This is a genomic window from Micromonospora sp. RV43 (genome assembly GCF_001029515.1).
Lineage (GTDB): Bacteria > Actinomycetota > Actinomycetes > Mycobacteriales > Micromonosporaceae > Micromonospora > Micromonospora aurantiaca.
In genome coordinates, this window is record NZ_LEKG01000121.1 from 1 (window position 1) to 22,931 (window position 22,931).

A 22,931-nucleotide genomic window follows, 5' to 3' on the forward strand; every position below is an offset into this window, starting at 1 on the left:
GTGCCCGCCCACCCGGCCGCCACGTCGGCGATCGTGCCGCCGGCCGCGCCCCGGGGCCGGAACCGCAGCACCTCGCTCCACCAGGGTCCGAGGTAGCAGACGTGCCGCTGCTGGCCGGTGTACTCCTGCGTCGCCTGCACCTCCACCGCCAGCCGGGTCGCAGGCATCGCGGCGAGCACCGGGGACACCGGTTCGCGTGTCTGGAAGTCGATCGGGCCGAACTTCACCTGGAGGATCACGTTGTCGGCGAATCGTCCGTCCAGCGGCGCGAAGTGGTCGTGCGCGGCCCGGGCCCGGTCGGTCGACCGGTCCCGCCAGTCCTGGTGGTGGTCGTAGACGAACGCCCGCCAGCGCACCACGCCTCCGTGCGGGGCGAGCGCGTCGGCGAGCAGGTTCGCGCCGTCGGCGTGGTCGCGCCCGTACGCGAACGGGCCGGGCCGGCCCTCGGAGTCGGCCTTCACCAGATAGCCGCCGAAGTCGGGGATCCGCCGGTAGACCCGCCGGGTGGCGGCGGCCCACCAGGCCCGTACCCGCTCGTCCAGCGGATCGGCTGTGGGCAGGCCGCCGAGGACCACCGGCGCGGCGAAGGTCACCGACAGGTGCACCCGGATGCCGTACGGGCGGAGCACCTCGGCGATCTCCGCGACGTCGCCGAGCCGGTCGGTCAGCAGTAGCGCCTCGGTGTCGTGCACGTTGACGTTGTTCACCGTGACGGCGTTGACGCCGCAGGAGGCGAGCAGGCGTGCGTAGTCGCGGAGCCGGGCGGTCTCGTGCCGGGCGGCGCCGTCGCGCCAGAACAGGGAGCCGCCGGCGTAGCCCCGCTCGACCTGGCCCGACACCGGGTGTACGGCCACGTTGTCCCAGTGGTCGAGCGTCCGCCGGTCCAGTGCCGGTCGGTGTCGCCGCGCCGGGAGGTCGTCGTCGAAGGCCGCCGCGCCGAGCCGGACCACGTGGAACATCCCGTACAGCAGGCCGGCCGGTGCGTCGGCCAGGACCACTGTCACGTCGTCCACCCGCGCCAGCAGGTACCCCTCGTCGCCGAGGGAGCCGTCACCGGTGCCGTTCACCGCCGGTGTCGCGCCGAGCCGGGCCGTCTCGGCTGCCGCGTTCGGCACCGGGCCGGCCCCGCGCAGGGCCAGCACCAGGTCGGCGTCGACCTGCCACGGTGGACCGTGCCAGAGCCGTCCGCCGTACCGGCCGCAGGCCCGGCTCACCTCGTCGAGGACCGTGTCGACCAGCGGCCCGTCGCCGTGCACCAGCACCCCGCGGGAGCCGAGTTCGCGGAACGCCGCGGGCGGGAGCCAGGCGGCGTGCCAGGCCGACTCGCAGGCGTCGGCAGACGCCCGGCCGGTGACCGGAACGCTCATGCGGTGAACTCCGCCCGGATCTCGTCGATCATCGGGTCGCCGATCCGCAGCAGTGCCAGCACCAGGAGCGCGGCGAGCAGGGCGAGTACCGCCTCGGAGAACACCGCTGTGACGCCGGCGACGGCGGCCAGGAGGGCGACGTTGCCGACTGTGACGCCGGGCTTGCGCGCCACGTAGTAGACGGCGAGCCGGAGCACGTCGCGGGTGCGGAAGGTGAACAGGGAGACGATCACCAGCGCGTTGACCCCGACCAGGATCACCCCCGCCCCGACCGCGACGAGCGGCACTGCCCACCAGCCGGGGACGGCGGCGGCGGGCAGGTTCGCCAGGTTGACAGCGATGACTGCGAGCCACAGCAGCGTCGGCGCCCAGACGCGCAGCACGCCCGCCAGGTTGGCCCGGTAGGCCCGGAGGAACGTGGCGGCGGGACGGAGATCGGTCAGGTCGGGGCGTTGGTGCCGCAGCGTGTGCAGCGCGGCCGAGACGGCCGGACCGAGCGGCAGCGCGGCGGCGGCGACCAGCGGGAGGTTGCTGCTGTCGCGGTCGAGCAGCACGAGCACGGCCAGGCCGGGCAGCGTGCTCACCAGGAGCAGCAGTTCCACCACGAGCAGGATGTGGACCCTCGCGGCGGCCCGCGACAACGGCCCGTCGCCGAACTCCCGCAGCCCGCCGGTCGCGCCGGTCACTGCCGGTCCCCGGGCGGGTCGAGCAACCTGTCGTCCCACCACGGCGGGGTCTCGTCCACCACCGGCGTCAGTTCGGCGAGGGTCACCTCGTGCCGGGTGAGGACGAGGTCGAGGTCGGCCCGCCCGGCCGCGACCGGCACTGCGCGATGGGTACGGGCCGGCTCGGCGGCTTCCCGCAACGCGTCGAGCTGCCGGGGCCGTGGCGAGTGCGGGCTGCCCATCTCCCGCCAGGCCGCCCAGGCGTTGCCGACGCCCTCGCTCACCGACGAGCGGAGCAGGAACGCCGACACGGTGCCCGGCGGGCCGATCGGGACCGACAGCGACAGGGTGTGCCGCTCGGGTGCCGGTTCCCGGCCGGTGACGTCGACCGGGGCCCAGGCCAGCACCGCGACCCGGCCGTCGGGGTGCCGGGTGACGAGGTGGTCCGGTCCGCGTGCGAGCACCTCGTCGCCGAGCCGGGCCATGAAGGCGTACAGGTGGTAGGTGGGTTTCTTGATCTGCCGGTGGGTGAGCAGGCCGAAGCCGCCGTGCAGCGGCGCGGTCGGCACCCCCTCCTCCTCGAACACGTCGCTGAAGGTCCAGTAGGAGAAGGAGTCGACCAGGTCCCCGCCGCCGGCCAGCACCGGGGCGAGGTAGGCGGCGTGGAAGGCCGTGTCGTGGATCGGGTTGTCCGGCCGGTAGGAGGAGTTGAACTCGGTGATGTGCACCGGGAGGTCGGCCAGCGCGGTGCCGGCCAGGTGCCGGCGGGGCGCGGCGAACTGTTCCAGCAGTTCCGCGGCCGGGGCCAGCGTCTGCCGGGTGCCGAACGGCAGGTGCCGGGCCGGGCCGGAGGTGTAGGCGTGCCGGCTGACGAAGTCGACAGGCACGTCGCGGTCGGTGACGAACTCGGCGAACGGCTTGAGCCACTCGTCGGCGCCGGGGGAGAGGGCCGGACCGCCGACCTGGATCGCCGCGTCGACGTCCTTGACGGCGTGCGCCGACACCTCGTACAGGCGGTGGTAGGCGTCCTGGTCGGCACCCTGCCAGAACGCCGTCAGGTTGGGCTCGTTCCACACCTCGACGGGCCAGCCGCGCACCTCGTCGAGGCCGTACCTGTCGACCAGGTGGGCCACCGTGGCGCGGACCAGGTCACCCCATTCGGTGTACGACCGGGGCGGCGTCACGTTGCCCCGCCACCAGAACACCGTCTGGTCGCCGGAGGCGAGCGCCGAGGGCATGAACCCCAGCTCCACGAAGGGCCGGACGCCCATCGCGAGGTAGGCGTCGACGACCTGGTCGACGTAGGTGAAGGCGTGCCGCACCCGGCGCTCGCCCTGGTACGAGTAGGGGCGGTGCACGCCGGCGCCGTCGCTGAGCAGCCCGTGCCCGCGGATGTGCCGGAAGCCGATGTCCCGCTGCACCAGCGCCAGCGAGTCCTGATAGTCGCGTCGCAGGGCCAGGTCGAACCGGCCGGTGCCCACGCAGGTACGCCAGGCGTCGGTCAGCCGGCCGATGGGCCGCTCGGGAACGGTGCCGCGCATCGCCGGTCAGCCGTGGCTCTTGCGGTACCGCTCGTACGCCTTGTTGACCAGGTCGGTGTAGGCCTGCGCGTTCTTGCCCTTCAGTTCCGAGACGTAGGCGTCCCACTCGCTCAGCGGCCGCTGGCCGAGGGCGAACTTCAGCGTGTTCTGGGTGACGTGGTCCTTCAGCGCGGTCGCCCACAGCGTCGTCTGCTCCCGCTCCTCATCACTGAGCGGCGCCGGCGGCGGAGTCACCCAGGGCGCGGGCTTGCGGGCGTTCATCTCCTTCTGGAACTCCAGCTCCTCGGGCGAGAAGAACGACTGCACCAGGTCGAGCCTGCCGCCGTAGGCGAAGACGCCGTTGTAGAAGCCGAAGTCCTTCTGCAGGTGCTTGCTGCCCTTGGGGTTGAGCCCGATGACGTTGACGTCCGGGGCGAGGCTGCGCTTGCCCGAGGCGTCCTTGGTGTACGTGGTTCCCTCGACGCCCCACTTGGCGAACTCCTGGCCGGCGTCGGAGTACCAGAGCCAGTCGACGAACTGCATCATGGCCACGAAGTTCTTGCCCTCCCGGGCCTTGCTGGAGATCATCACGCCGTTCTCCAGCCGGCTCGCCGCGTTGACCGGGCCGGCCGGCCCGACCGGGAAGAGGATCTTGCCGAGCCGGGCGTTCGGGTTGATCTTCGCGATGTCCGGGCGGTAGTCGTTCACCAGGGTCTGCGCGTTCGTGCTGATCACGAACGACTTGCCGCTGGCGAGCTTCTGCCGGGCCTGGTCGTCGGTCTGGGTGAACGTCTCCGGGTCGAGCAACCCCTCGGCGACCAGCTTGTGGAGATACGCCACCACCTGCCGGTAGCCGTCCGAGGCGCCGGTGAAGACGTACTTCCCGGCACCGGCGTCCCAGCTCGTCGGCTGGTAGTTCCAGCCGGCGCCGGGCAGGCCGTGTGCCAGGGCGAGCATGTTCAGCAGGTTGCCGGCCGGGTTGGGCTTGCCGAACCGGTCGGAGAACGGGATGACGTCCGGGTGGGCCGCCTTCATCGCCTTGAGCATGGCGTACACCTCGTCCCAGGTGGTGGGGGACGGGATCTTCAACTGCTCCAGCACGTCGGTGCGGACCGCGAGCGTGTAGTCCTGCCAGGGCTTCTCGTGCAGGCCGGGCAGCAGGTAGAACTTCCCGTCCTCCTGCCGCAGCGTGTCCATCTCCGGCTGGAGTCCCCACCGCTCGATCTTGTCCTTGAAGTGCGGCATCAGGTCGAGGTAGTCGCTGACCGGCAGGATGGCGCCGGACGAGACGTACGAGCTCTCCTGCGGGTGGTAGGTCTTCGGGATGATCAGCGGGGCGTCGCCGGAGCCGACCAGCACGCTGCGCTTCTGCTCGTAATCGCTCAGCGGCACGGCGACCGGGTCCAGCTTGACGCTCGTCCGCCGGGCCAGCTCGGCCCAGAACAGCCACTCGGGCTTGAGCGGGTAGTTCGGGTGGTTGTTGTAGAGGATCGAGAACGTGACCGGCTCGGTGGCCTTGAACTGGTCACCGATGCCGTACTTCTCCATCGCGCCCGTACGGTTGCGGTCGAGGTCCTTCTTGTCCGGGGTGTCGTCGCCGCAACCCGCCAGGGAGACGACGGCGGCCGCGCCGCTGGCGAGCAGCACCTGGCGCCGGGACAGCTTGGCCATGGATTCTTCCTTCCGGTGGTGGGGTGGTGGTGCGGGGGGCGGCTATCCCTTCACGGCGCCGAGCATGATCCCGGAGACGAAATAGCGCTGGATGAAGGGATAGACCGCGAGGATCGGCAGGATCGTCAGCACGATGGTCACGGACTGGATGGTGGCGGCGGACTGGACGACGTCGCCGGCGCTGCCGAGGCCGCCGCCGGTCTGCGTGGCGTCGGTCGCGCCCGCGATGAGGTTGCGCAGATAGACGGTCACCGGGAGCAGGTCCTGGCGGTCCATGTAGAGGAACGCGGCGAACCAGGAGTTCCAGAACGAGACGGCGTAGAACAGCACCATCGTGGCGACCATCGCCTTCGACAGCGGCAGGACGATCCGCAGCAGCGTGCCGTACGTGTTCAGCCCGTCGACGGCGGCGGCCTCCTCCAACTCGACCGGCAGGCTCTCGAAGAACGCCTTCATGACGAGGAGGTTGAACACGTTTATGGCGTTGGGCAGGGCGATCGCCCACACGGTGTTCTTCAGTCCCAGGCTGGTGACCAGGACGTAGTTGGGGATCAGGCCGCCGGTGAAGAACATGGTGAACACGGCGATCCCGACCAGCGCGGTCCGGCCCCGCAGGTGCCGCTTCGACAGCACGTACGCGTAGCAGGTGGTCAGCACGACGGAGATGAGCGTGGCGACCACCGTGTAGAAGACGGTGTTGCGGTAGCTGATCCAGAACGTCGGGTCCGACGTCACCACGCGGTACGCGGTGAGGTTGAACCCGCGCGGCACCAGGTTCACCTCACCCGCGACGATGTACGCGTTGTCGCTGAGCGAGCGGGCCACGATGGTGAGGAACGGATACAGGGTCACCACCACGACGCCGGTCAGCACGACGGCGTTGACGACCTGGAAGACCCGGTAGCCCGCTGTCGGCCGGGGGCCACGCGGGCGGACCGCCGGTGCCCGGGTACGGGCGCGCGTGCTCACCACAGGCTCGTCCCCACCGTGCGGCGGGAGATCGCGTTCGCCGACAGCACCAGCGTCAGCCCGATCACGGACTCGAACAGGCCGATCGCGGCGGCGTAGCTGAGGTTCCCGGAGACGATGCCCACCCGGTACAGGTAGGTCGAGATCACGTCCGCCGTCGGGTAGGTGAGCGGGTTGTACAGCAGCAGGATCTTCTCGAAGCCGACGGCCATGAAGGTGCCGATGTTGAGGATCAGCAGGGTGACCATCGTCGGCCGGATCCCCGGCAGCGTGACGTGCCAGGTCTGCCGCCACCGGTTGGCGCCGTCGATGCGGGCCGCCTCGTACAGGTCGCCGTCGACGGTGGTGAGCGCGGCGAGGTAGAGGATGGTGCCCCACCCGACGGTCTGCCAGACCTCGGAGGAGACGTAGATCGTCCGGAACCATCCGGCCTGCTGCATGAACGGGACCGGCTCACCGCCCACGGCACGCACCATCTGGTTCACAGTGCCGTCCACCGACAGCAACTGGAGGACCATGGCGGCCACGATCACGATCGACAGGAAGTGCGGCAGGTAGGACACCGACTGGACGAACCGCTTGAGGGCACGGTTGCGCACCTCGTTGAGCAGCAGCGCGAGCACGATCGGCAGCGGGAAGCAGAACAGCAGGGTCAGCGCGCCCAGCACGAGCGTGTTGGTGAACACGCTCCAGAAGGTCGGGTCGGTGAAGAACAACCGGAAGTACCGCAGCCCGGTCCAGTACTCGCCGAAGATGCTGCCGCCCGGCTGGAAGCGCCGGAACGCGATCACGTTGCCGAGCATCGGCAGGTAGCGGAACGTCAGGAAGAACAGCAGCGGCAGGACGGCGAGCGAGTAGAGCTGCCAGTCCCGGCGCAGGGCACGCCGCCAGGGCGTACGACGACTGCGCGGGATCGGGGCTGCCAAACTCGTCCTCCCGCCTGACCGTCGGCCGGAACTTTCCGGTAATACGTCGTAAGCCTTTCGGAAATTTATGGGTATCGTTATCAGCGTGTCAAGAGCGTCGATTGATATCTCCCTCGACCGGCTCCGCCGCTACACACCGGCCGTTGTCGAGCCCGCCGACTTCGACCGGTTCTGGCGCGCCACCCTCACCGCCGCCACGGCCACCCCGGTGCTCGTCGACGTCCGTCCCGAACCCACCGGCCTGCGGCTGGTCGACGTGTGGGACGTGACGTTCGCCGGGTACGCCGGCGAACCGGTCCGGGCCTGGTACACCCGACCCGCCGACGTACCGGCGCCGCTGCCGGCAGTGGTGGAGTACCCCGGCTACGGACGCGGCCGGGGCCTGCCGGGCGAGCGGCTCACCTGGCCGGTGGCCGGTTACGCCCACCTGCTGGTGGACAACCGGGGACAGGCCGGCCTGTTCAGCCGCGGCGACACCCCGGACCCGCACGACGCGCCCGGCGGGCCCAGCCCCGCCACGCGGGGGATCCTGTCCCCGGACGACTACCACTACCGCCGCCTCATCACCGACGCCGTCCGCGCGATCGACGCCGTCCGCGTCCTGCCCGGGGTGGACCCGGCCCGCGTCGCCGCGGCGGGCAACAGCCAGGGCGGTGGACTCGCGCTCGCGGCGGCGGGCCTCGTCGACGGCCTCGCTGCGCTCCTGGTCACCGCCCCGTTCCTGTGCGACATCCAGCGCGCCATCGAACTGACCGAGGCCTCCCCGTACGGCGAGATCGCCCGCTACCTGGCGGTGCACCGCGAGGCGGAGGAGCCGGTCCGGCGCACGCTGTCCTACGTCGACGGCGTGACCTTCGCCCGGCGGGCCACCGCCCCGGCGCACTTCGGGATCGGTCTGCGGGACGACGTCTGCCCGCCGAGCACCGGCTTCGCCGCCTACAACCAGTACGCCGCCGCCGGCTCGACAGCGCCGCTACGGGAGATCCACACGTACCCGTTCAACGGCCACGAGGGCGGGGAGGCCGTCCACGTCCGGCGGCAGCTGCGCTGGCTCGACGCGGTGCTCCGCCCCGCCGGGACGGCAGCCGGCTGACGGGCTCACCGGCGGGGCCCGCGACATCTACCATCCCTGATCATGATCTCGACCGTGTGGCGGGTACTCACCCGCCAGATCGACCCCAACCCGGCGCAGGACGACGCCGTGCTGCGCGAGGCGTGTACGCAGGCGCGGTACGGCTCCGACATCGGGCCGGCCCGGACGGCGCTGGTCGCCACCCGGAACGACTACGACCGCCGGGCCCGGTACGTCCGTGTGCTCGCCGAATCGACAGCTCGCGGGCTGGGATCGCGGATCGACCGTACGACCGGCCGGGTCGACACCACGGACGCCTGGACCGATCGCTGGGCGTCGCGCGCGCCCGCGGACCCGGATGCCCAGCTCGTCCGTGCCCGTTCCCTGATGGCACGGGCGTGGGAGGTGCGCGGCGGCGACTGGGCCGCCGGCGTACGCCGGGAGCAGTGGGTCGAGTTCAGCCGCCTGCTGGACCTGGCCCGGCAGGTGAACGATGTCGCGATGCGGCTCGCGCCGGACGACCCCACGCCGTGGGCGCACCGCCTGGACCTCATGATCGACACGAGTGCGCCACTGGAGGACGTCGAGGAGGCGTGGCGTGAGCTGACCAAGCGGGATCCCGGGCACCATCTGGGCCACGTGCTCCGGCTGACCTACCACTGCCGGAAGTGGAGCGGCTCGCACGAGGCGATGTTCGGCTTCGCCCGCTCGGTCGCCGCCACGGCTCCTACCGGCTCACCACTGCTCGTGCTGCCGGTTCGGGCCGCCGCGGAGTGGGCGCTGTGGGAGCAGGATCGCGAACCCCACGGCGGTACCCCCGACGAGATCGGCGAGCGGTGGCGACAGGATCCGGTCATGCAGGCGGATCTCGACAACGCCCTGTCCCGGTGGTTCCACCAGCCGGCGACCCGGCACGCCGCCTGGCTCGACGACGCGAACTTCCTGGCGTACGGGCTGGTGCGCACCGGCCGCGACGCCGAGGCCGCGCCGGTGTTCGCGTCGATCGGCCGGTACATGACCGGCGTTCCGTGGGGCTGGTGGGGCGACGAGCGGGGCGACGCCGTCTTCCTCCGGGCCCGTCGCCGCGCCCGCCGCGCTGCCTGACGGCGGGCGGCACCGTTCCGGCCACAGTCGATTCCCCCTCGGAGGGACCGTTCTTACCACTCCCTTACGGGACAGCAGCCGGGCACGCGCGCAGCTTCGCGGAACGCGATGCTGAGGTCCGACCACCGATCGGGGAAGAGGGCCACCATGGGATCACTGGCACGGTACGGGCTGTCGGTAGCGACGGTCTCCACTCTGACGGCGGGTGTACTGCTTCCACCCGTCACGCCGGTCGCAGCCGCGGCCCCTTCGACGTGGACGGCGACGATCCCCGCGCTGATCCACGAGAGCCGGCTGACCGACGTGGCCGCCACCGGCCCGAACAACGCCTGGTCCGTCGGCTACCAGGCGTCGACCTACACGGGGTACTCGATCGACCAGCCGTACGCGCTGCTGCGGTGGAACGGGCGGACGTGGACGGAACGGCGGCTGCCGCACCAGGCGTATCTGCTGTACAAGGTGGACGCGGCGAGCGCCCGGGACGTCTGGACGGTGGGCTCCCGGCGCCTCGGCGAGTCGTACGCCGGGCACTTCGACGGCACGACCTGGACGGCGCACGCGCCGTGGCCGGCCCCGGCGGGGACCGCGGAGCTGCTGGACGTGGCCGCCACCGGCGGCGGACGGGCCGTGTTCGTCGGCCACGACGGCGGCCGGCCGCTGGTCGTCGAAGGTGACACCGGTCAGTTCGGCCGGGTCGCGGTGCCGGGAACCGATGGACTCAACGGCGTCCTGCGGGCGGTCTCGCGTACCCCGGACGGTGGCGTGTTCGCCGCCGGGGAACGGTACGTCGCCGACGCGCCCTACCCGGAGCCGATGATCGCGCAGCGCGTCGGCGGGTCGTGGCGGGTGGCGCCGCTGCCGTCGATCCCGAGCGCCCGGCTCACCGGCGTGTGGGCCCGCTCGTCGACCGACGCCTGGGCGGTCGGCACCCAGGACTACGACTCCGCCCCCAGGCCGGTCATCCTGCACTGGGACGGCCGGACGTGGCAGCGGGTGGCCGGACCGGCGTCGGCCGGCTGGGTGTACGCGGTCGCGGGCGACGCGAACGGCAACGTCTGGATCAGCGGCACGAACCCGATCCCGCCGTACGTCGAGTACCCGGGCACGCTGCTGCTGCGCTACACCGGCGGCCGATGGAGCGTCGCGTACGGGCCGAAGGTCGAGGGTAACGATCCGAGCCTGGACGCCCTGGCCAACATCCCGGGGACCGCGTCCTTCTGGGGGAGTGGCACGGTGTCGACAGCCGGGCTCCGCCTCACCGCCGTGATCGAGCGGACCAGGTGAGGGCAGGGGCGTGAGCGCGGCACGGCTCACGCCCCGCCACCCTGGCACCCGTCGGGAGGAACTACCGCCCGGAGGTCAGCACCGAACGGGTCAGTGCGGTGAGCCCGGCATCCCAGCGCTCGTCGGGCCAGTCGCGAAGATGCTCGACGAGATCGCTGCGCACCGCGGCCAGCAGGGCGTGGGCGAGGAACTCCGCCGACTCGGGGCCCCGGGCCTTGGACACGATGGCGGTCAGCGTCGCGTGCCACTCCTCGTACGACTCGTTGCGATAGGGGCTTCCGCTTCCCGCGTTCTCCAGGGCCAGCGTGAGGACTCGGTTGGCCCGCTTGAACCGGACCAGTTCCCGCAGCAGGTGCAGGGCGCGGTCCGCCGGCGAGTCGCCGGGCGGGCTCGCCGCGAGTGACGCCCGAAGCTGTTCGCCGCGCGTGCCGTAGAGGGCGCGGACGAGGCCCAGCCGGTCGCCGAAGTGGCGGAACAGCGTGCCCTTGCCCACGCCGGCGGCAGCGGCGACGTCGTCCATGGAGATCCGGTCGGGGTCGTTCGCCGCCTCGAACAGCCGATCGGCCGCGGCGAGCACCGCCTCCCGATTCCGCGCCGCGTCAGCCCGCACTTCTGCCCCCTCTCGCAAACGGACCGCCAGTCCGCTATGGTGAAGCGGACCGGCCGTCCGCTTATCGTAGATCACCGCGGGCGGCCCGCCGACAGGAAGGAACAGCAGTGCCGAGTACCGCCACCGATGTGTTCCACCAGGCCCTGGACCGTCTGCTCGCCAAGGACATGCCGGGCTTCATCGCCCTGTTCGCCCCGCTGGCCGTGCGGGAACTGTTCGGCGAGGGGGTGCGGGCATGATCCTCGTCGTCGGAGGCACGGGAACGACGGGCCGGCTCGTCGCCGCGAGACTCGCCGCCGCCGGCCGCCGGGCCCGCGTCGCCAGCCGCCGGGCGTCCGCCGAGGGCGTCCGCTTCGATTGGTACGACCGCAGCACGCACGACACGGCGCTGGACGGTGTGACAGCGCTCTACCTGATCGCGCCCCTCGGCGACGCCGACCCGGCGCCGACCATGCTGCCGTTCCTGGACCTGGCCCGGCGTGCCCGGGTACGGCGAGCCGTCCTGCTCAGATCGTCGGCGATCGAGGCCGGCACGCCGGGACTGGGCGAGGTGCAGGCCCAGCTCGGCGAGATGATCCCCGAGTGGGCGGTGCTGCGACCGTCCTGGTTCATGGAGAACTTCGTCGGCGACCATCCGCACGCCGCGAGCGCCCGGGAGCGTGGCGAGATCGTCAGCGCCACCGGCGACGCCCGCGTGGGCTTCGTGGATCCGGCCGACATCGCCGAGGTGGCGGTGCGTGCCCTCACGGACCCCGGGCCCCACGACACCGAGCACGTCATCACCGGTCCCGAGCGGCTGAGCTACGCCGACGTCGCCGCCACGCTCACCGACTTCCTCGGCCGCCCGGTCCGGCACCGTGCGGTCGACGAGGACGCGCTCACCGCGTACCACGAGGCTCACGGCCTCGCGCCCGACTACGCCCGCTTCCTCGCGGGCCTGGACACGGCCGTCGCCGCGGGCTCGGAGGACCGGGTCACGACGACCGTCGCGGACGTGACCGGCCGGCCACCCCGGACGTTCCGGGACTTCTGCCGCGACCGGCTGGCCGGAGTCCCTCGGACCGCGGACGCCTCGCGGGCCTGAGATCGACGCGCGGCCGGCGTCAGGACGGGTTCGGTTCGGTCCTGCTCGCGTCGGGCAGCGGCGTGGACGAGGCTCTGCCGGGGGCTGGCGCGGTCCGGGCGGCCAGCGATCCCAGCAGGCGCAGGTTGTCGTACGACGGGCTGCCGGGATCGGTGGTGTAGAGGAACAGCGTCTGGTTCGGGTCGCCGGGCAGGACGAGGGCCTCGTAGCGGAGGGTGATCGGCCCGACCGCGGGGTGGTGCATCCGCTTGGTGCCGTGCGTGCGTTCGTGCACGTGGCGGCCGTTCCACCAGGCCCGGAACTCCGGGCTCTTGATGCTCAGCTCGCCGACGAGCTCGCTGAGCTGCGGATCGTCGGGATTGCGTCCGGCGTAGAGGCGCAGGGTGCCGACCACGTCGGCGGCCACGGCCGGCCAGTCCAGGAAGGCGTCGCGGGCGCCCGGGTCGAGGAAGACCCACCGGATGTAGTTGCGGTGCCGTCGGCCCGGCACTGACGAAGGAATCGGCCGAGGTCGGAGTGTCCTGCCATGACCCGATGATCCGCCGCGAACGTCGTCCGCGACACCGCCTGGGTGGGTACGCCGTTCCCAGGCAGCGCTGGGCTCGTCCGGCTGTGTTCTCGGCCCTCCCTCGTACCCACGATGGAGTGGCGTCCCCGGCCGGGGACACGACGACACCGAGATCCGGGAGTTCCCATGCCCTACCCCACCGCAGGTCCGGCCACGTGGTTCGTCACCGGCACGTCCCGCGGCATCGGCCTCGAACTGGTCAAGCAGTTGCTGGAGCGGGGTGACGACGTCGCGGCGACGACCCGGTCGGCCGAGCGGCTCGTCGCGGCCCTCGGGCCGGTCGGCAGTGAGCGACTGCTTCCCCTCGAACTCGACCTGACCGACGAGGCCGCGGTGACGGCGGCCGTCCGGGCCACCACCGACCGTTTCGGCGGGATCGACGTCGTGGTCAACAACGCGGGGTACGGCTTCCTCGGCGCGGTCGAGGAGGCAGGCGACGCCGAGGTCCGGACGATGTTCGAGGTGCAGGTCTTCGGCGTCTGGAACGTGCTCCGCGCGGCCCTGCCCGGCATGCGCGCCGCCGGCAGCGGCCACATCGTCAACGTGTCCTCGATCCTGGGGCTGACCGCGTTCCCCGGCTGGGGCCTCTACTGCTCCGCGAAGTACGCCCTGGAGGGTCTGTCGGACTCGCTCGCGGCCGAGGTCGCACACCTCGGCATCAAGGTCACCGTCGTGGAACCCGGCTACACGCGTACCGACTTCCTTCGGACGTCCTCCCTCGGCCTGCCGGCGCGCACCACCGACGGCTACGAGGCGATCCGCGAGATGACCGAGGCGCACCTGGCCATGCCCGGCACCCAGCTCGGCGACCCGGTCAAGGCCGCGGCCGCCATCGTCGAGGTGGCCGTCGGCGGCAGAGCGCCGCTGCACCAGGTGCTCGGCTCCGACTCCTACGGCCTGGCCAAGGCGCGCGTGGCGGCGCTGCTCGCCGACATCGAGGCCGGCCGCGAACTCGCGCTCAGCACGGACGCCGACGAAGCCTGACCGCTTCGTCGACGGGCCGCGGCGTGCCGTCGCGCACCCGGACAGCTCGCGTCGGCCCGCCTCCGGAGGCGGGCCGACGGTCGCACCGGCGTCGATCCGGCTCTGTCGGAGCCCGTGGCTATCCTTTCGCCGTGTCGTACGCCGATCTCAGTCTTGCCCAGTGGAACGATCTCTCCGACGGCGCTGCCGGCCGGCTCGCCCAGGACATCGCCGCGCGGCACGAGCTGACAGTGGCCGGCCTGGGCGACACGGCGTACGCGGGGCGGTCGCACCGGACTGCGCTGTTCGACCGCGGCGGGATGCGGTTCGCTCTCGTACCCGGCGGCCGGCCGACGCTCGGCTACGACGCGGCCCGCTTCCGGCCCACTGCGCACCAGGCCGCCGACTACGCCGACAGCGCCGCCGAGTTCGGCCTTCCGTCGCTGATCGAGTACGTCGACGCGATGACGTCGCCCGTACACGACGTCGACATGCCGGCGATGCTGGTCGCGGTGGACGCGTTCGACCCGTGCGAGGTGCCGCTGGCGCCGGACGACCCTCGGGTGCGGGAGTTGGTCGCGTCGGTCGGGAACCGGTTCGGCGGGGTGCGCACCTTCCGGTCGGGTGACGGGCTGACTGTGGAGTTCGACCGGACGACCGGGCGGGTGGTGCGCGCCCGGGCGATCCGCGAGGTCTCGTACGACGAGGCGATGGCCGGGCTCGGGAGCCTCGGCGTGCGGACGACCACTCCGGACGAGTGGGAGTGGGCGTGCGGCGCCGGTGCGACGACCCTGTTCCGCTGGGGCGACGACTGCCCCGGAGACGGCTATCCGTACGACCACAGGACCGGCCCGCACCGGCAGGAGAACCTCTGGGGTCTGGCGATCGGGCAGGACCCCTACCGGCACGAGGCGACGACCGAGCGCACCGTCGTGTGCGGTGGCGACGGCGGCGGTGCCACCTGTGGCGGGAGTGGCTTCTTCCTGGGCTGGCTCACCCTCGCGACCGCGTACCGCGACGAGGATTTCGGCCGGTGGGTCGCCTCCGACGACGGATACGCCGACGAGATCCTGACCCGGCCCGTCATCGAGCTGGGCTGAGGCCCGGATGACCGCCGAGCGTCCCCACGGTTCCCGCCGCCCGCGCCGCCGCGCCCCGCGCGTCCTGCTGATCGTCGGCGTCCTCGCGGCGCTCGCCGCCGGTGCGGCGGTCGTGGTGCCGCTGGTGCGGCCACCAGGCCCGCGACCGGACTTCCAGCTCCCGGTGGCCTGCGGCGAGACGTGGCGGCTGTCCACCTATCCGGGGCACGACGACTACGACGTCGACTTCTTCCCGACTTCTGGGGACGCGTGGGGACGGCCGGTGCTCGCCTCCGCCGACGGCACCGTCACGGTGGCGGGGATCAACGGCTCGCTGGGCGGCCGTACCCCGCAGGATCCGGACGGGCCGCGGGGGCGCGGCGGCGGTTACTGGGTCAAGATCGACCACGGTGGCAAATGGGAGACGCAGTACCTGCACCTGCTCGAACCGCCGTCGGTGCAGGCCGGTCAGCGGGTGGCCCGGGGCGATCAGCTCGGACGGGTCGGCAGCACCGGGAACTCCGGCGCCCCGCACCTGCACTACGAGCAGCGCCGGGGCTGGGAGAAGGTGGAGGCATACTTCGACGGCGTGCCGTCCGGGATCACGTCCGACGACCGCGAGTACTCGGTGCGGCTGACGAGCGCGAACTGCCGGCCGACGCGCCCGTGACCGGAACCGTCAGCGTTCGTCGGTGGACGATCCGGCACGCCGGGCCTTTCCGATCAGGCCGAGGTGGGTGTGCTCGAACCCCTCGGTCGTCTTGAGGCCGTAGCCCAGGGCGCGGTCGACGGCGATGTGGAACGCCCACGCGACGGCCAGGACTCCCAGCCAGTCGATCCGGTCGCCGGACGCGGCCGCTGCCACTGCCACCGCGCCGAGCGCCGCCGGCAGCGTGTACGAGTGCGCCACGTTGTAGCAGACGGCGCCGACGCGCGGCCCGCGCAGGTAGCCGAGCATGGACAGGTCGAAGACGAGGAAGAGGGCGAGCAGCGACCACCACGGGTACCCGGCCGCGACGGTCACGACGACGGCGAGGGCCGCGACGGCGACGGCCTCCACGCGCTGCGCCGCGACCGGGTTCAGCTGCGGCATCTCCCACCTCGATGTCTGTCAGTGGCCCTTGCGCAAGGCCCGAGCATCCCGGTGGCCGGGGTGGTCGGAGGCAGCCGGCTCGTGCCGCCACCAGCTCTGACAGGGTACGCGGCGGAGGCCGTGCGCCGGCGGCAACCGCGACGGTCAGCCGCCGAAGCGTTGCCGCAACTGGTACTTCAGCACCTTGCCGGTGCCGCCGCGGGGCAGCGCGTCGAGGCGGTGGATGCGGGCGGGGACCTGGTGCGGCTCCAGCCGCTCGGCGAGGAACGCGGCGAGCGTCGCGTCGTCCAGGGCCGGGTCGGCCGCCACGACGGCGGCGACGATCTCGCCGTGCTCGGGGTCGGGCAGCGCGACGACTGTGGCCTCGCGTACCGAGGGGTGGTCGTAGAGCGCGGCCTCGACCTCCAGCGACGACACGAGTTTCCCGTCGGTGGTGATGACGTCGGTCATCCGGTCGAACAGGAACAGCTCGCCGTCGGCGGTGGCGCGTCCGAGGTCGCGGGTGCGGGTCCACCCGCCGGCGTGCACGCGGGCGTTGAGCGCCTGGTCGAGGTACAGCCGCTTGGGCGCCTCGCAGCGCAGCCACACCTCGCCGAGTTCGCCCGGCGGCAGCGGCTCGCCCTGCGGGTCGACGACGCGCATCTCGGTGCCGCGTCCGGGGCGTCCCAGCCACATCGGCCGGTCCGGGTCGACGTTGCCCAGGATGATCGCCGGCACCGCCTCGGACTGCGCGTAGGCGTTGGCGATGGTGGCGTTCGGCATGGCCGCGAGGAGGTCGCGGGCGATTCGCGGCGGCATGATCGCCGACGCGTTGCCGATGGTCTTGACCGAGCCGAGGTCGTAGCGGTCCTGCGGGCGGATGGCGGCGAGCCGGATCGCGGTCCACGGGGTGAGGATGAGCGTCGCGCAGCCGTGCGTGGCGAGTAGGCGGGCGATCTCCTCCGGGTCGTCCGGTGAGCACACGATCAGCGGTGACGGCGTCGTGGTGGCCAGCACCGCGACAGTCGTCGCGCTCGACGTGGTGCCCAGCGGCATCGGCGCGAGCAGCGGCGCGGGGTCGACCAGCTGCCCGAGGGCGGCGGACCCGCGCCCGTACGTCAGGTTGCCGTGCGGGTTGGTGAACGGCTTCGCCGGGCCGGTGGTGCCGGAGGTGTAGAGGATGTCGGAGATGTCCTCGGGGGTGACGCCGGTGTCGACGGCGGCGGAGTCGCCCTGGTCGAGGTCCGCGACGACCACCGACCAGCGTCCGGCGTCGTCCCGCCACGGCGGGAGCGCCGCGCCGCGGATCACACCGGCCACCGCACACTGGTCGAACCGGCGGCGCAGCTCCACCGCCGGCATCGTGTCGTTCACGTGTACGGCGGTGGCGCCGGCCTTGAGCACGCCGAGGTAGGCGACGGCGTAGTCGATCCAGTCGTCGCCGCCGAACAGCAGCGCCACCCGGGCGCCCCGCCCGGTGCCGCCGAGCCGGTCGAGCACCGCGCGGGCGACGGCGTTCGAGCGCCGGTCCCAGTCCCGGTAGGTGATCGCCGTCTTGCCGCGGACGTTTATCGCCTCCTGCTCGGGCATCAGGCCGGTGCGGTGCCGGAGCAGGTCGGGTACGACGACCGCGGACGTGGGCACACTCATGGGTCCTCCCTCGGATGGCGCGCTCAACTCCACCGGTACACGCGGTGGAAGTCTTCGATCCGGTCGAGCAGCAGCAGGCCCCGGCCGGCCACGTGGCTGTCCAGGACGGACCGGTAGGGGCCGGTGTCCAGGACGGCGTCGCGGACGCCGAAGGCGCGGTCGGCGGTGTGCCGGCTCCACTCGTCGAACTCGGCGACTGTGAGCCGGCGGCGTTCCTCCACGGCGCGGGCGAGCGGGCGGGCCGCGAGCCGGCCGGCGGCGCGCTCGGTGACGACCCCGCTGAAGAACTCGGACCCGCAGCCGGAGCCGTAGGAGAACAGGCCGATCCGGCGGGCCACCGTGAAGTCGGCGTGGTCGATCAGCGAGCACAGCGCGAGGTAGAGCGAACCGGAGTAGAGATTGCCGATCTCGCTGGTGTACGACAACGACGGGGCCACCCGCGCCGCGAAGTCCCTGTCGATGTCGGCCGGCGCCATGCGCTTGGTCTTGCGCAGCAGCGTGCGGTGGGCGCCCTTGACCATCCCGGCGAAGGGGATGTGGAAGACGAGGTGGTCGAACGTGGTGACGATGTCGGCGCCCTCGACGCGGTCCCGGTAGGCGGCGAAGCACCGTTCCAGACAGGTGAGATAGGCGAGCAGGGACAGGTCGGAGTTCACCACGTCGACGTCCGGCCGGGGCCGCAGCGTGTCCATCACCTCCTGGGTGTGGTAGCCGCTGGCGCCCAGGTCGAGCCGCAGCACGTCGGGCGTACGGCTGACCAGCATCGCGACCGCGCCGGCGCCCTCCGACGGCTCGAAGTAGCTGCCGGCCGCCGCGACGCCGGCGATGTCGGTGGCGATCACGAGCGCCCGCGCGTCCGGCGCCGGGCTCGCGGCGATGATCGCCGCCGCGCTCTGCAGGGCGGCGGTGCCGCCGTAGCAGGCGTGCTTGACCTCGAACGACCGGCAGCGCGGCGGCAGGCCGAGGAGGTCGTGGACATAGGTGCTGATCGGCTTGCCGAAGTCGAGCCCCGACTCGGTGGCCACCACCACCAGCTCGATCGCCTCCCGCTGCTCCGGCGACAGGGCGTCGACCAGCGGCCGGGCGGCGTTGACCGCGTGGGTCACCTGGTCCTCGCAGGGCAGGCTCACCGACCGGCGGCGCATCATCAGGTTCGGCAGCCGCGACGGGTCCAGGCCGCGCGCCTCGAACAGGCTGGGCACGTCGACGTACGCCCGGCCGGGGTAGACGTGGAGATCCTCGATGCCGACCGCCGTGGTGATCATCCTCGGGCCTCTCCTCTTCGTGGATCCCTCACCGCCGCGGTCCCTGACGTTGTACGACCGCGGGCCGGGCGTGTCTGCTCAGAGTTGAGCGCCCGCGATCGGCCCTGCCGGTTACCATCCCGGGTCATGACGAGATACGTCGCTCTGTTGCGTGCGGTGAACATCGGTGGCGGTAGCTCGATGGTGATGACGGAGCTGAAAGAGGTCTTCGTCTCCTGCGGCTTCGACGGCGTGGCCACGTACATCCAGAGCGGCAACGTCGTGTTCGGCTGCCCCGAGACCGACGAGGTCGCGATCCTGGCCGAGATCGACAGGGGCATCAAGCAGCGGTGGGGTCGCGACGTGCCGGTGCTGCTGCGCAGCCTGGACGAGCTCGACGCGATGATCGCCGCCAACCCGTATCTCGACGTCCAGACGGACCACACGAAGCTGCTCGTCACCATGCTCAGCGGCGACCCCGGCGCGGACAAACAGGCGGCGCTCGCCGCCCCGCCCGGCGAGAGCGGCACGCTGACGCTGCTCGGCCGCGACGTGTTCGTGCACGTTCCCGACGGGTACGGGCGCAGCAAGCTCAGCAACGCCTTCGTGGAGAAGAAGACCGGTGTGGTCGGGACGACCCGCAACTGGCGCTCGGTGCTGAAGCTGCGCGACATGGCGGCGGCCTGACCGCGTACCCGTCATACCCGTCATCGCGGGCTCACCATTGACGGGCCGGACACGGCGCCCGAGGCGCTGTCACCGGCGCCGGCGGCCCGCACGAACCGGTCCGCCAACGACAGCAGCGGGCCGGTGAGAAGCGTCGTGACCAGCGCCATGATGAGCAGGGCGAGGAACAGCGGCGGGCTGAGGATGCCGGCCTGGAACGCGACCTGGAGCACGATGAGCTCGGTGAGCCCGCGCGTGTTGAGCAGGATGCCGATCCGTGTCGCCTCTGCGGGAGAGCAGCCGCCGAGCCGGCTGCCGAGATAGCCGCCGCCGATCTTCCCGACGAGTCCGAGGACGAGCACGACGACCACCAGCGACCACGGCGTGCTGGCGACCGCGCCGGTCAGCGCGGTGAGCCCGGCGCTCACGAAGAAGATCGGCAGCAGCGACCGCCCGAGCCGCGACACGGCGGCGGTCGGCGCGTCCCAGGGCTCGCCGGGCGGCACCGCCAGGCCGACCAGGATCGCGCCGAACACCGCGGTCAGCCCGAGGAGGTGGACGCCGAAGCCGACCACGAGAGCCACCACGCCGAGCACCACGGCACTGGCGGCCGGCCACCGGCCGCACCACAGTGCCGCCCGGGCGCGGCGCAGCACCCACCGGATCCCGCCGGCCAGCAGCAACGCGCCGGCGAGGACCGCCATCGCGCGGCCGAAGGTTGCGGGGTCTCCGGCGCCCAGCCCGACGGCCAGGGACAGCAGCAGCCAGCCGACGACGTCGACGACCACGGCGGCGGCCAGCGCGAGGGCCCCGGCCGTCGTCTCCGTCAGGCCCCGCTCGGTCAGCAGCCGCGCCAGCACCGGTACGGCGGTGATGGACAGCGTCACCGCGACGCCCAGCACGAAGGCCGGCATCGGCGCGTCGCCGCGTACGGCCGGTCCGGCGACGAACTGGACCCACAGTGCGACGAGCACCCCGCAGGCCAGCGCCGGGACGAGCGCACCGGCGGTCACCCAGGCCAGCCTGCGGTCGCCGCGCGCCGGCCCGACCCGCAGCTCACGCGCGAGGCCGACCAGGAAGAGCACCAGGGCACCCTCGGCGACCAGGCGCAGGAGTGCGCGTACGTCCTCCGGCAGCACCGCCGCCAGCCCGTCGTGACCGGCGAACAGGACGAGGGCCGGGCCGACGAGGAGACCGGCGACGATCTCCCCGATCACCGGCGGCTGCCGCAACAGCCGCGCCACGGCTCGTCCGGTCCCGCCGACGAGCAGCAGCGCCACGAGCAGCGCGGCTCCGTGCAGGAGGACCAGGACGGCGCTCATGCGGACAGTTCCCGGTCGCCGCGCAGCAGGCGTGCGCCGTTCACCGGCCGGATCGGCTCGGCGCCCCACCGGGCGGGCTCGTACTGTCCGCACTCCACGTACCGGGTCAGCGCCGGCTCGTTGATCAGGAGATATCCGCCGGGCAGCTGATCCACCAGCTTCGCCGCGCGGAAGTGCTTGAGGAACAGCCCGACGCGGGACCGGGTGGTGCCGACCATGCTGGCCAGCTCCTCCTGGGTGATCTTCGCGTCGATCTGCATGCCGAGGTTGAGCCGCCGGCCCACCTTGCGGGCGAGTCGCAGCAGGGTCGCGGCCAGCCGGTGTTCGCTGTCCATGGTGACCAGTTGGGTGATGGCCTGCTGCTGGTCGAGCAGCTTGGCCATGAGGAACCGGGTGAAGTGCCAGTTGAGCTGTTCGTCGCTGCTCAGCAGGTCGAACAGCTTCGCCGAGTTGACTCTCCTGATCACACTGTCGCGCATGGCCCGGGCGGTGTCGTGGCGTGGCCCGCCGAGCAGGCCGAGCTCGCCGAACATGTCGCCCCGTGTGTGGATCGACAGCAGGCACTGCTTGCCGTCCGCGGAGGACGCGATGGTCTTGAACTGGCCGACCTCCACGAGGTACATCCGCAGATCGTGGTCGCCGGAGTTGTACGCGGCCCCGCCTCGCGGGACGTGTGTGCGGACGGCGAAAGTCGGGTCGTCCCGGATCAGCCGATGCAGCTCGTTACGCAAACTGGTGGTGGCGCCGGCGATTCGCAAGGAGGCCTCCTGGCGCCCGATGTCGTGGCTCGGGCGTGTTGTCAGGTTCCTGATCATTCGCTGGTGAAATGCGTGACGCTATCAATCGTTGACAGTACAGCCGCAACGCCGGCAAGTATTTCTTCAGCCGGTGTCGGCAAACTGTCGGAATTGCAATACGGCCCGCGCCGGCCGTTCGTCCCGTCGGTCGTGCTCGGCATGCCGCGCGCCCGGCGCTGAGGCGACCCACCTGCATTTCCGCAGGCAGGAGCGCTTAATCTGGGCGGCGGCATGGCGCGACCTACGATGTCCATCTATCTGTGGTGTCTGGTTTCTTCCATGTTCGGGACGCGTTCATCCAGTGAAGCAAATGCATGCAAGGGGCCTTTCGGAGGGTGTGGGCGAGGGTTGCGCATACTGCTCGATTGAGCCGTATTAATGCCCGCCGCCATCGTAACTAATTGGGTGGCGGGTGTCTACGCAGCGCAATGACCAGGCATTTTGCGACCTCGGTTGGGTTCGTAGGGGGTGATTGTCAGCGGAATGGGAGTCGGCTGGCCTTTTTAATGATTTAGGTCAATTTGCCTCGCTGAGCAGCCGCTCGGTGACCGACTCGGCGTGCCGGGCCCGCCAGTCGGCCAGCGGCTCCGCCGCGACGAGCCGGTTGAACGCCCCGACGTCGGTGGAGGCCGGCACCCGGTAGTTCAGCCGCTGACCCGGCGTTCCGCGCAGGGCCGCGGCGGTGGCCTCCCGGCAGTAGGCGGCGCAGACCGACGCGAGCACGCGCCGGTCGTCCCGCCCCGCGACGCCGAGATCGGCGCGCACCTCGTCCAGCGGACGGCCGAAGTGCGTCCGCTCCAACTCGGCGAGCCGCCGCGGGCCGACGTCGGCCAGCCGGTCGTAGCGCAGGAACATCCGGTACAGCTCCTCGGCACGAGCGGCGAACAGGGTGCCCCGGTGCGCCACCGGAGACCGCGCGCCGAGCTCGAACAGGTCCGGATCGGGCGCCTCACGGATGTCGGTGACGTCGAGCGCGGCGAGCAGATCCTTCGCCGCGTCCGACGTGGCGGCCTCGGCGGTGCACTGGTTCACCGTCGTCGTGACGACGAAGTCGGCCCCGAGCGCGAAGGCGGCGGCGACGGCCGCCGGGGTGCCCACCCCGGCCACCCCGATCCGCGCCCCCGGCGCCTCCCGGTCGCGCAGGGCCACCAGAGCCGGCACCAGCGCATGGGCGTCCCGTTCGACTGCCACGTCGGTGGCGACCGCCTCCCGTGCCGCCGCACCCGCTGCTCCGCCGTCCAGGTGCCCGGCGGCGGCCAGCGCCCGTACCGTCGCCGGATCGGCGGGGCGCAGGAACC

Annotated in this window: 21 protein-coding genes and 2 pseudogenes; 9 read left to right on the plus strand and 14 right to left on the minus strand. The window is 72.0% G+C overall.

Annotated features, from left to right (window positions below; all coding sequences use genetic code 11):
* The 6 genes and pseudogenes from ABD52_RS25285 to ABD52_RS25310 all read right to left on the minus strand — a co-directional run.
* Nucleotides 1-1,367: pseudogene (locus tag ABD52_RS25285) on the minus strand (alpha-glucuronidase); the annotation flags it as partial.
* On the minus strand, nt 1,364-2,053 hold the full coding sequence (locus tag ABD52_RS25290) for a DUF624 domain-containing protein (RefSeq protein WP_030268200.1): 690 nt from the start codon (nt 2,051-2,053) through the stop codon (nt 1,364-1,366). The gene ABD52_RS25290 and the pseudogene ABD52_RS25285, both read right to left, overlap by 4 nt.
* On the minus strand, nt 2,050-3,573 hold the full coding sequence (locus ABD52_RS25295) for a xylan 1,4-beta-xylosidase (RefSeq protein ID WP_047893473.1): 1,524 nt from the start codon (nt 3,571-3,573) through the stop codon (nt 2,050-2,052). Before ABD52_RS25295 ends, ABD52_RS25290 begins: the two co-directional genes overlap by 4 nt.
* A 6-nt stretch (nt 3,574-3,579) precedes the next feature.
* A complete protein-coding gene (locus ABD52_RS25300) occupies nt 3,580-5,223 on the minus strand; it encodes an extracellular solute-binding protein (RefSeq protein WP_047893474.1) in 1,644 nt (547 codons plus the stop codon).
* A gap of 42 nt (nt 5,224-5,265) precedes the next feature.
* Nucleotides 5,266-6,192, minus strand: a complete 927-nt coding sequence (locus tag ABD52_RS25305) for a carbohydrate ABC transporter permease (protein ID WP_230650141.1) — start codon at nt 6,190-6,192, stop codon at nt 5,266-5,268.
* A complete protein-coding gene (locus tag ABD52_RS25310) occupies nt 6,189-7,118 on the minus strand; it encodes a sugar ABC transporter permease (RefSeq protein ID WP_047893475.1) in 930 nt (309 codons plus the stop codon). Before ABD52_RS25310 ends, ABD52_RS25305 begins: the two co-directional genes overlap by 4 nt.
* A 67-nt stretch (nt 7,119-7,185) precedes the next feature.
* Between ABD52_RS25310 and ABD52_RS25315 the strand changes: the two genes are divergently transcribed.
* The 3 genes from ABD52_RS25315 (at nt 7,186) to ABD52_RS25325 (ending at nt 10,578) form a co-directional block, all read left to right on the plus strand.
* Nucleotides 7,186-8,211, plus strand: coding sequence for an acetylxylan esterase (locus ABD52_RS25315; RefSeq protein WP_047893476.1), 1,026 nt, complete (start codon nt 7,186-7,188; stop codon nt 8,209-8,211).
* Nucleotides 8,212-8,253: 42 nt separating this feature from the next.
* On the plus strand, nt 8,254-9,294 hold the full coding sequence (locus tag ABD52_RS25320) for a DUF4034 domain-containing protein (protein ID WP_013287062.1): 1,041 nt from the start codon (nt 8,254-8,256) through the stop codon (nt 9,292-9,294).
* Between the two features lie 147 nt (nt 9,295-9,441).
* Nucleotides 9,442-10,578, plus strand: coding sequence for a hypothetical protein (locus ABD52_RS25325; protein WP_047893477.1), 1,137 nt, complete (start codon nt 9,442-9,444; stop codon nt 10,576-10,578).
* A gap of 61 nt (nt 10,579-10,639) precedes the next feature.
* Here the strand turns inward: ABD52_RS25325 and ABD52_RS25330 are convergent, their stop codons facing one another.
* Nucleotides 10,640-11,188 (minus strand): TetR/AcrR family transcriptional regulator, encoded by a 549-nt coding sequence (locus ABD52_RS25330; RefSeq protein ID WP_047893478.1) that lies wholly within the window; start codon nt 11,186-11,188, stop codon nt 10,640-10,642.
* A gap of 107 nt (nt 11,189-11,295) precedes the next feature.
* Here ABD52_RS25330 and ABD52_RS41450 point away from each other — a divergent pair, with 107 nt between their 5' ends.
* Nucleotides 11,296-11,427: a hypothetical protein gene (locus ABD52_RS41450; protein ID WP_013287059.1), complete on the plus strand. Its 132-nt coding sequence runs from the start codon at nt 11,296-11,298 to the stop codon at nt 11,425-11,427.
* Nucleotides 11,424-12,272, plus strand: coding sequence for an oxidoreductase (locus ABD52_RS25335; protein ID WP_047893479.1), 849 nt, complete (start codon nt 11,424-11,426; stop codon nt 12,270-12,272). Before ABD52_RS41450 ends, ABD52_RS25335 begins: the two co-directional genes overlap by 4 nt.
* Nucleotides 12,273-12,291: 19 nt before the next feature.
* Here ABD52_RS25335 and ABD52_RS25340 read toward each other — a convergent pair whose 3' ends face one another.
* Complete coding sequence (locus ABD52_RS25340; RefSeq protein WP_235437552.1) at nt 12,292-12,762, minus strand: hypothetical protein; 471 nt, start codon at nt 12,760-12,762, stop codon at nt 12,292-12,294.
* A gap of 204 nt (nt 12,763-12,966) precedes the next feature.
* Between ABD52_RS25340 and ABD52_RS25345 the strand changes: the two genes are divergently transcribed.
* The 3 genes from ABD52_RS25345 (at nt 12,967) to ABD52_RS25355 (ending at nt 15,552) form a co-directional block, all read left to right on the plus strand.
* On the plus strand, nt 12,967-13,824 hold the full coding sequence (locus ABD52_RS25345) for an SDR family NAD(P)-dependent oxidoreductase (RefSeq protein ID WP_013476289.1): 858 nt from the start codon (nt 12,967-12,969) through the stop codon (nt 13,822-13,824).
* A gap of 131 nt (nt 13,825-13,955) precedes the next feature.
* A complete protein-coding gene (locus ABD52_RS25350) occupies nt 13,956-14,903 on the plus strand; it encodes a hypothetical protein (protein ID WP_047893480.1) in 948 nt (315 codons plus the stop codon).
* Nucleotides 14,904-14,910: 7 nt separating this feature from the next.
* A complete protein-coding gene (locus ABD52_RS25355; RefSeq protein WP_013476291.1) occupies nt 14,911-15,552 on the plus strand; it encodes a M23 family metallopeptidase in 642 nt (213 codons plus the stop codon).
* Between the two features lie 9 nt (nt 15,553-15,561).
* Here ABD52_RS25355 and ABD52_RS25360 read toward each other — a convergent pair whose 3' ends face one another.
* From ABD52_RS25360 to ABD52_RS25370, 3 genes are all read right to left on the minus strand, one after another.
* The gene (locus tag ABD52_RS25360; RefSeq protein ID WP_013287053.1) at nt 15,562-15,975 is read right to left on the minus strand and encodes a DUF4260 domain-containing protein; all 414 of its coding nucleotides are present in this window, start codon (nt 15,973-15,975) and stop codon (nt 15,562-15,564) included.
* Between the two features lie 144 nt (nt 15,976-16,119).
* Nucleotides 16,120-17,604 (minus strand): class I adenylate-forming enzyme family protein, encoded by a 1,485-nt coding sequence (locus ABD52_RS25365; RefSeq protein WP_013476292.1) that lies wholly within the window; start codon nt 17,602-17,604, stop codon nt 16,120-16,122.
* A 23-nt stretch (nt 17,605-17,627) separates the two neighbouring features.
* Entirely contained in the window at nt 17,628-18,869 is a 1,242-nt protein-coding gene (locus ABD52_RS25370; protein ID WP_013476293.1) for a hydroxymethylglutaryl-CoA synthase family protein, read from the minus strand.
* A 126-nt stretch (nt 18,870-18,995) separates the two neighbouring features.
* On the opposite strand from ABD52_RS25370, the gene ABD52_RS25375 reads away from it, so the two are divergent.
* Nucleotides 18,996-19,535, plus strand: coding sequence for a DUF1697 domain-containing protein (locus ABD52_RS25375; protein WP_047893481.1), 540 nt, complete (start codon nt 18,996-18,998; stop codon nt 19,533-19,535).
* 20 nt (nt 19,536-19,555) lie between these two features.
* On the opposite strand, the gene ABD52_RS25380 is transcribed toward ABD52_RS25375, so the two are convergent.
* From ABD52_RS25380 to ABD52_RS25390, 3 genes and pseudogenes are all read right to left on the minus strand, one after another.
* Complete coding sequence (locus ABD52_RS25380) at nt 19,556-20,836, minus strand: cation:proton antiporter (protein WP_047893482.1); 1,281 nt, start codon at nt 20,834-20,836, stop codon at nt 19,556-19,558.
* Nucleotides 20,833-21,594 carry a Crp/Fnr family transcriptional regulator gene (locus ABD52_RS25385; RefSeq protein WP_013287048.1) on the minus strand — a complete coding sequence of 254 codons (762 nt, stop codon included), beginning with the start codon at nt 21,592-21,594 and terminating at the stop codon, nt 20,833-20,835. Before ABD52_RS25385 ends, ABD52_RS25380 begins: the two co-directional genes overlap by 4 nt.
* Nucleotides 21,595-22,149: 555 nt before the next feature.
* Nucleotides 22,150-22,931, minus strand: a pseudogene (locus ABD52_RS25390) (acyl transferase); the annotation flags it as partial.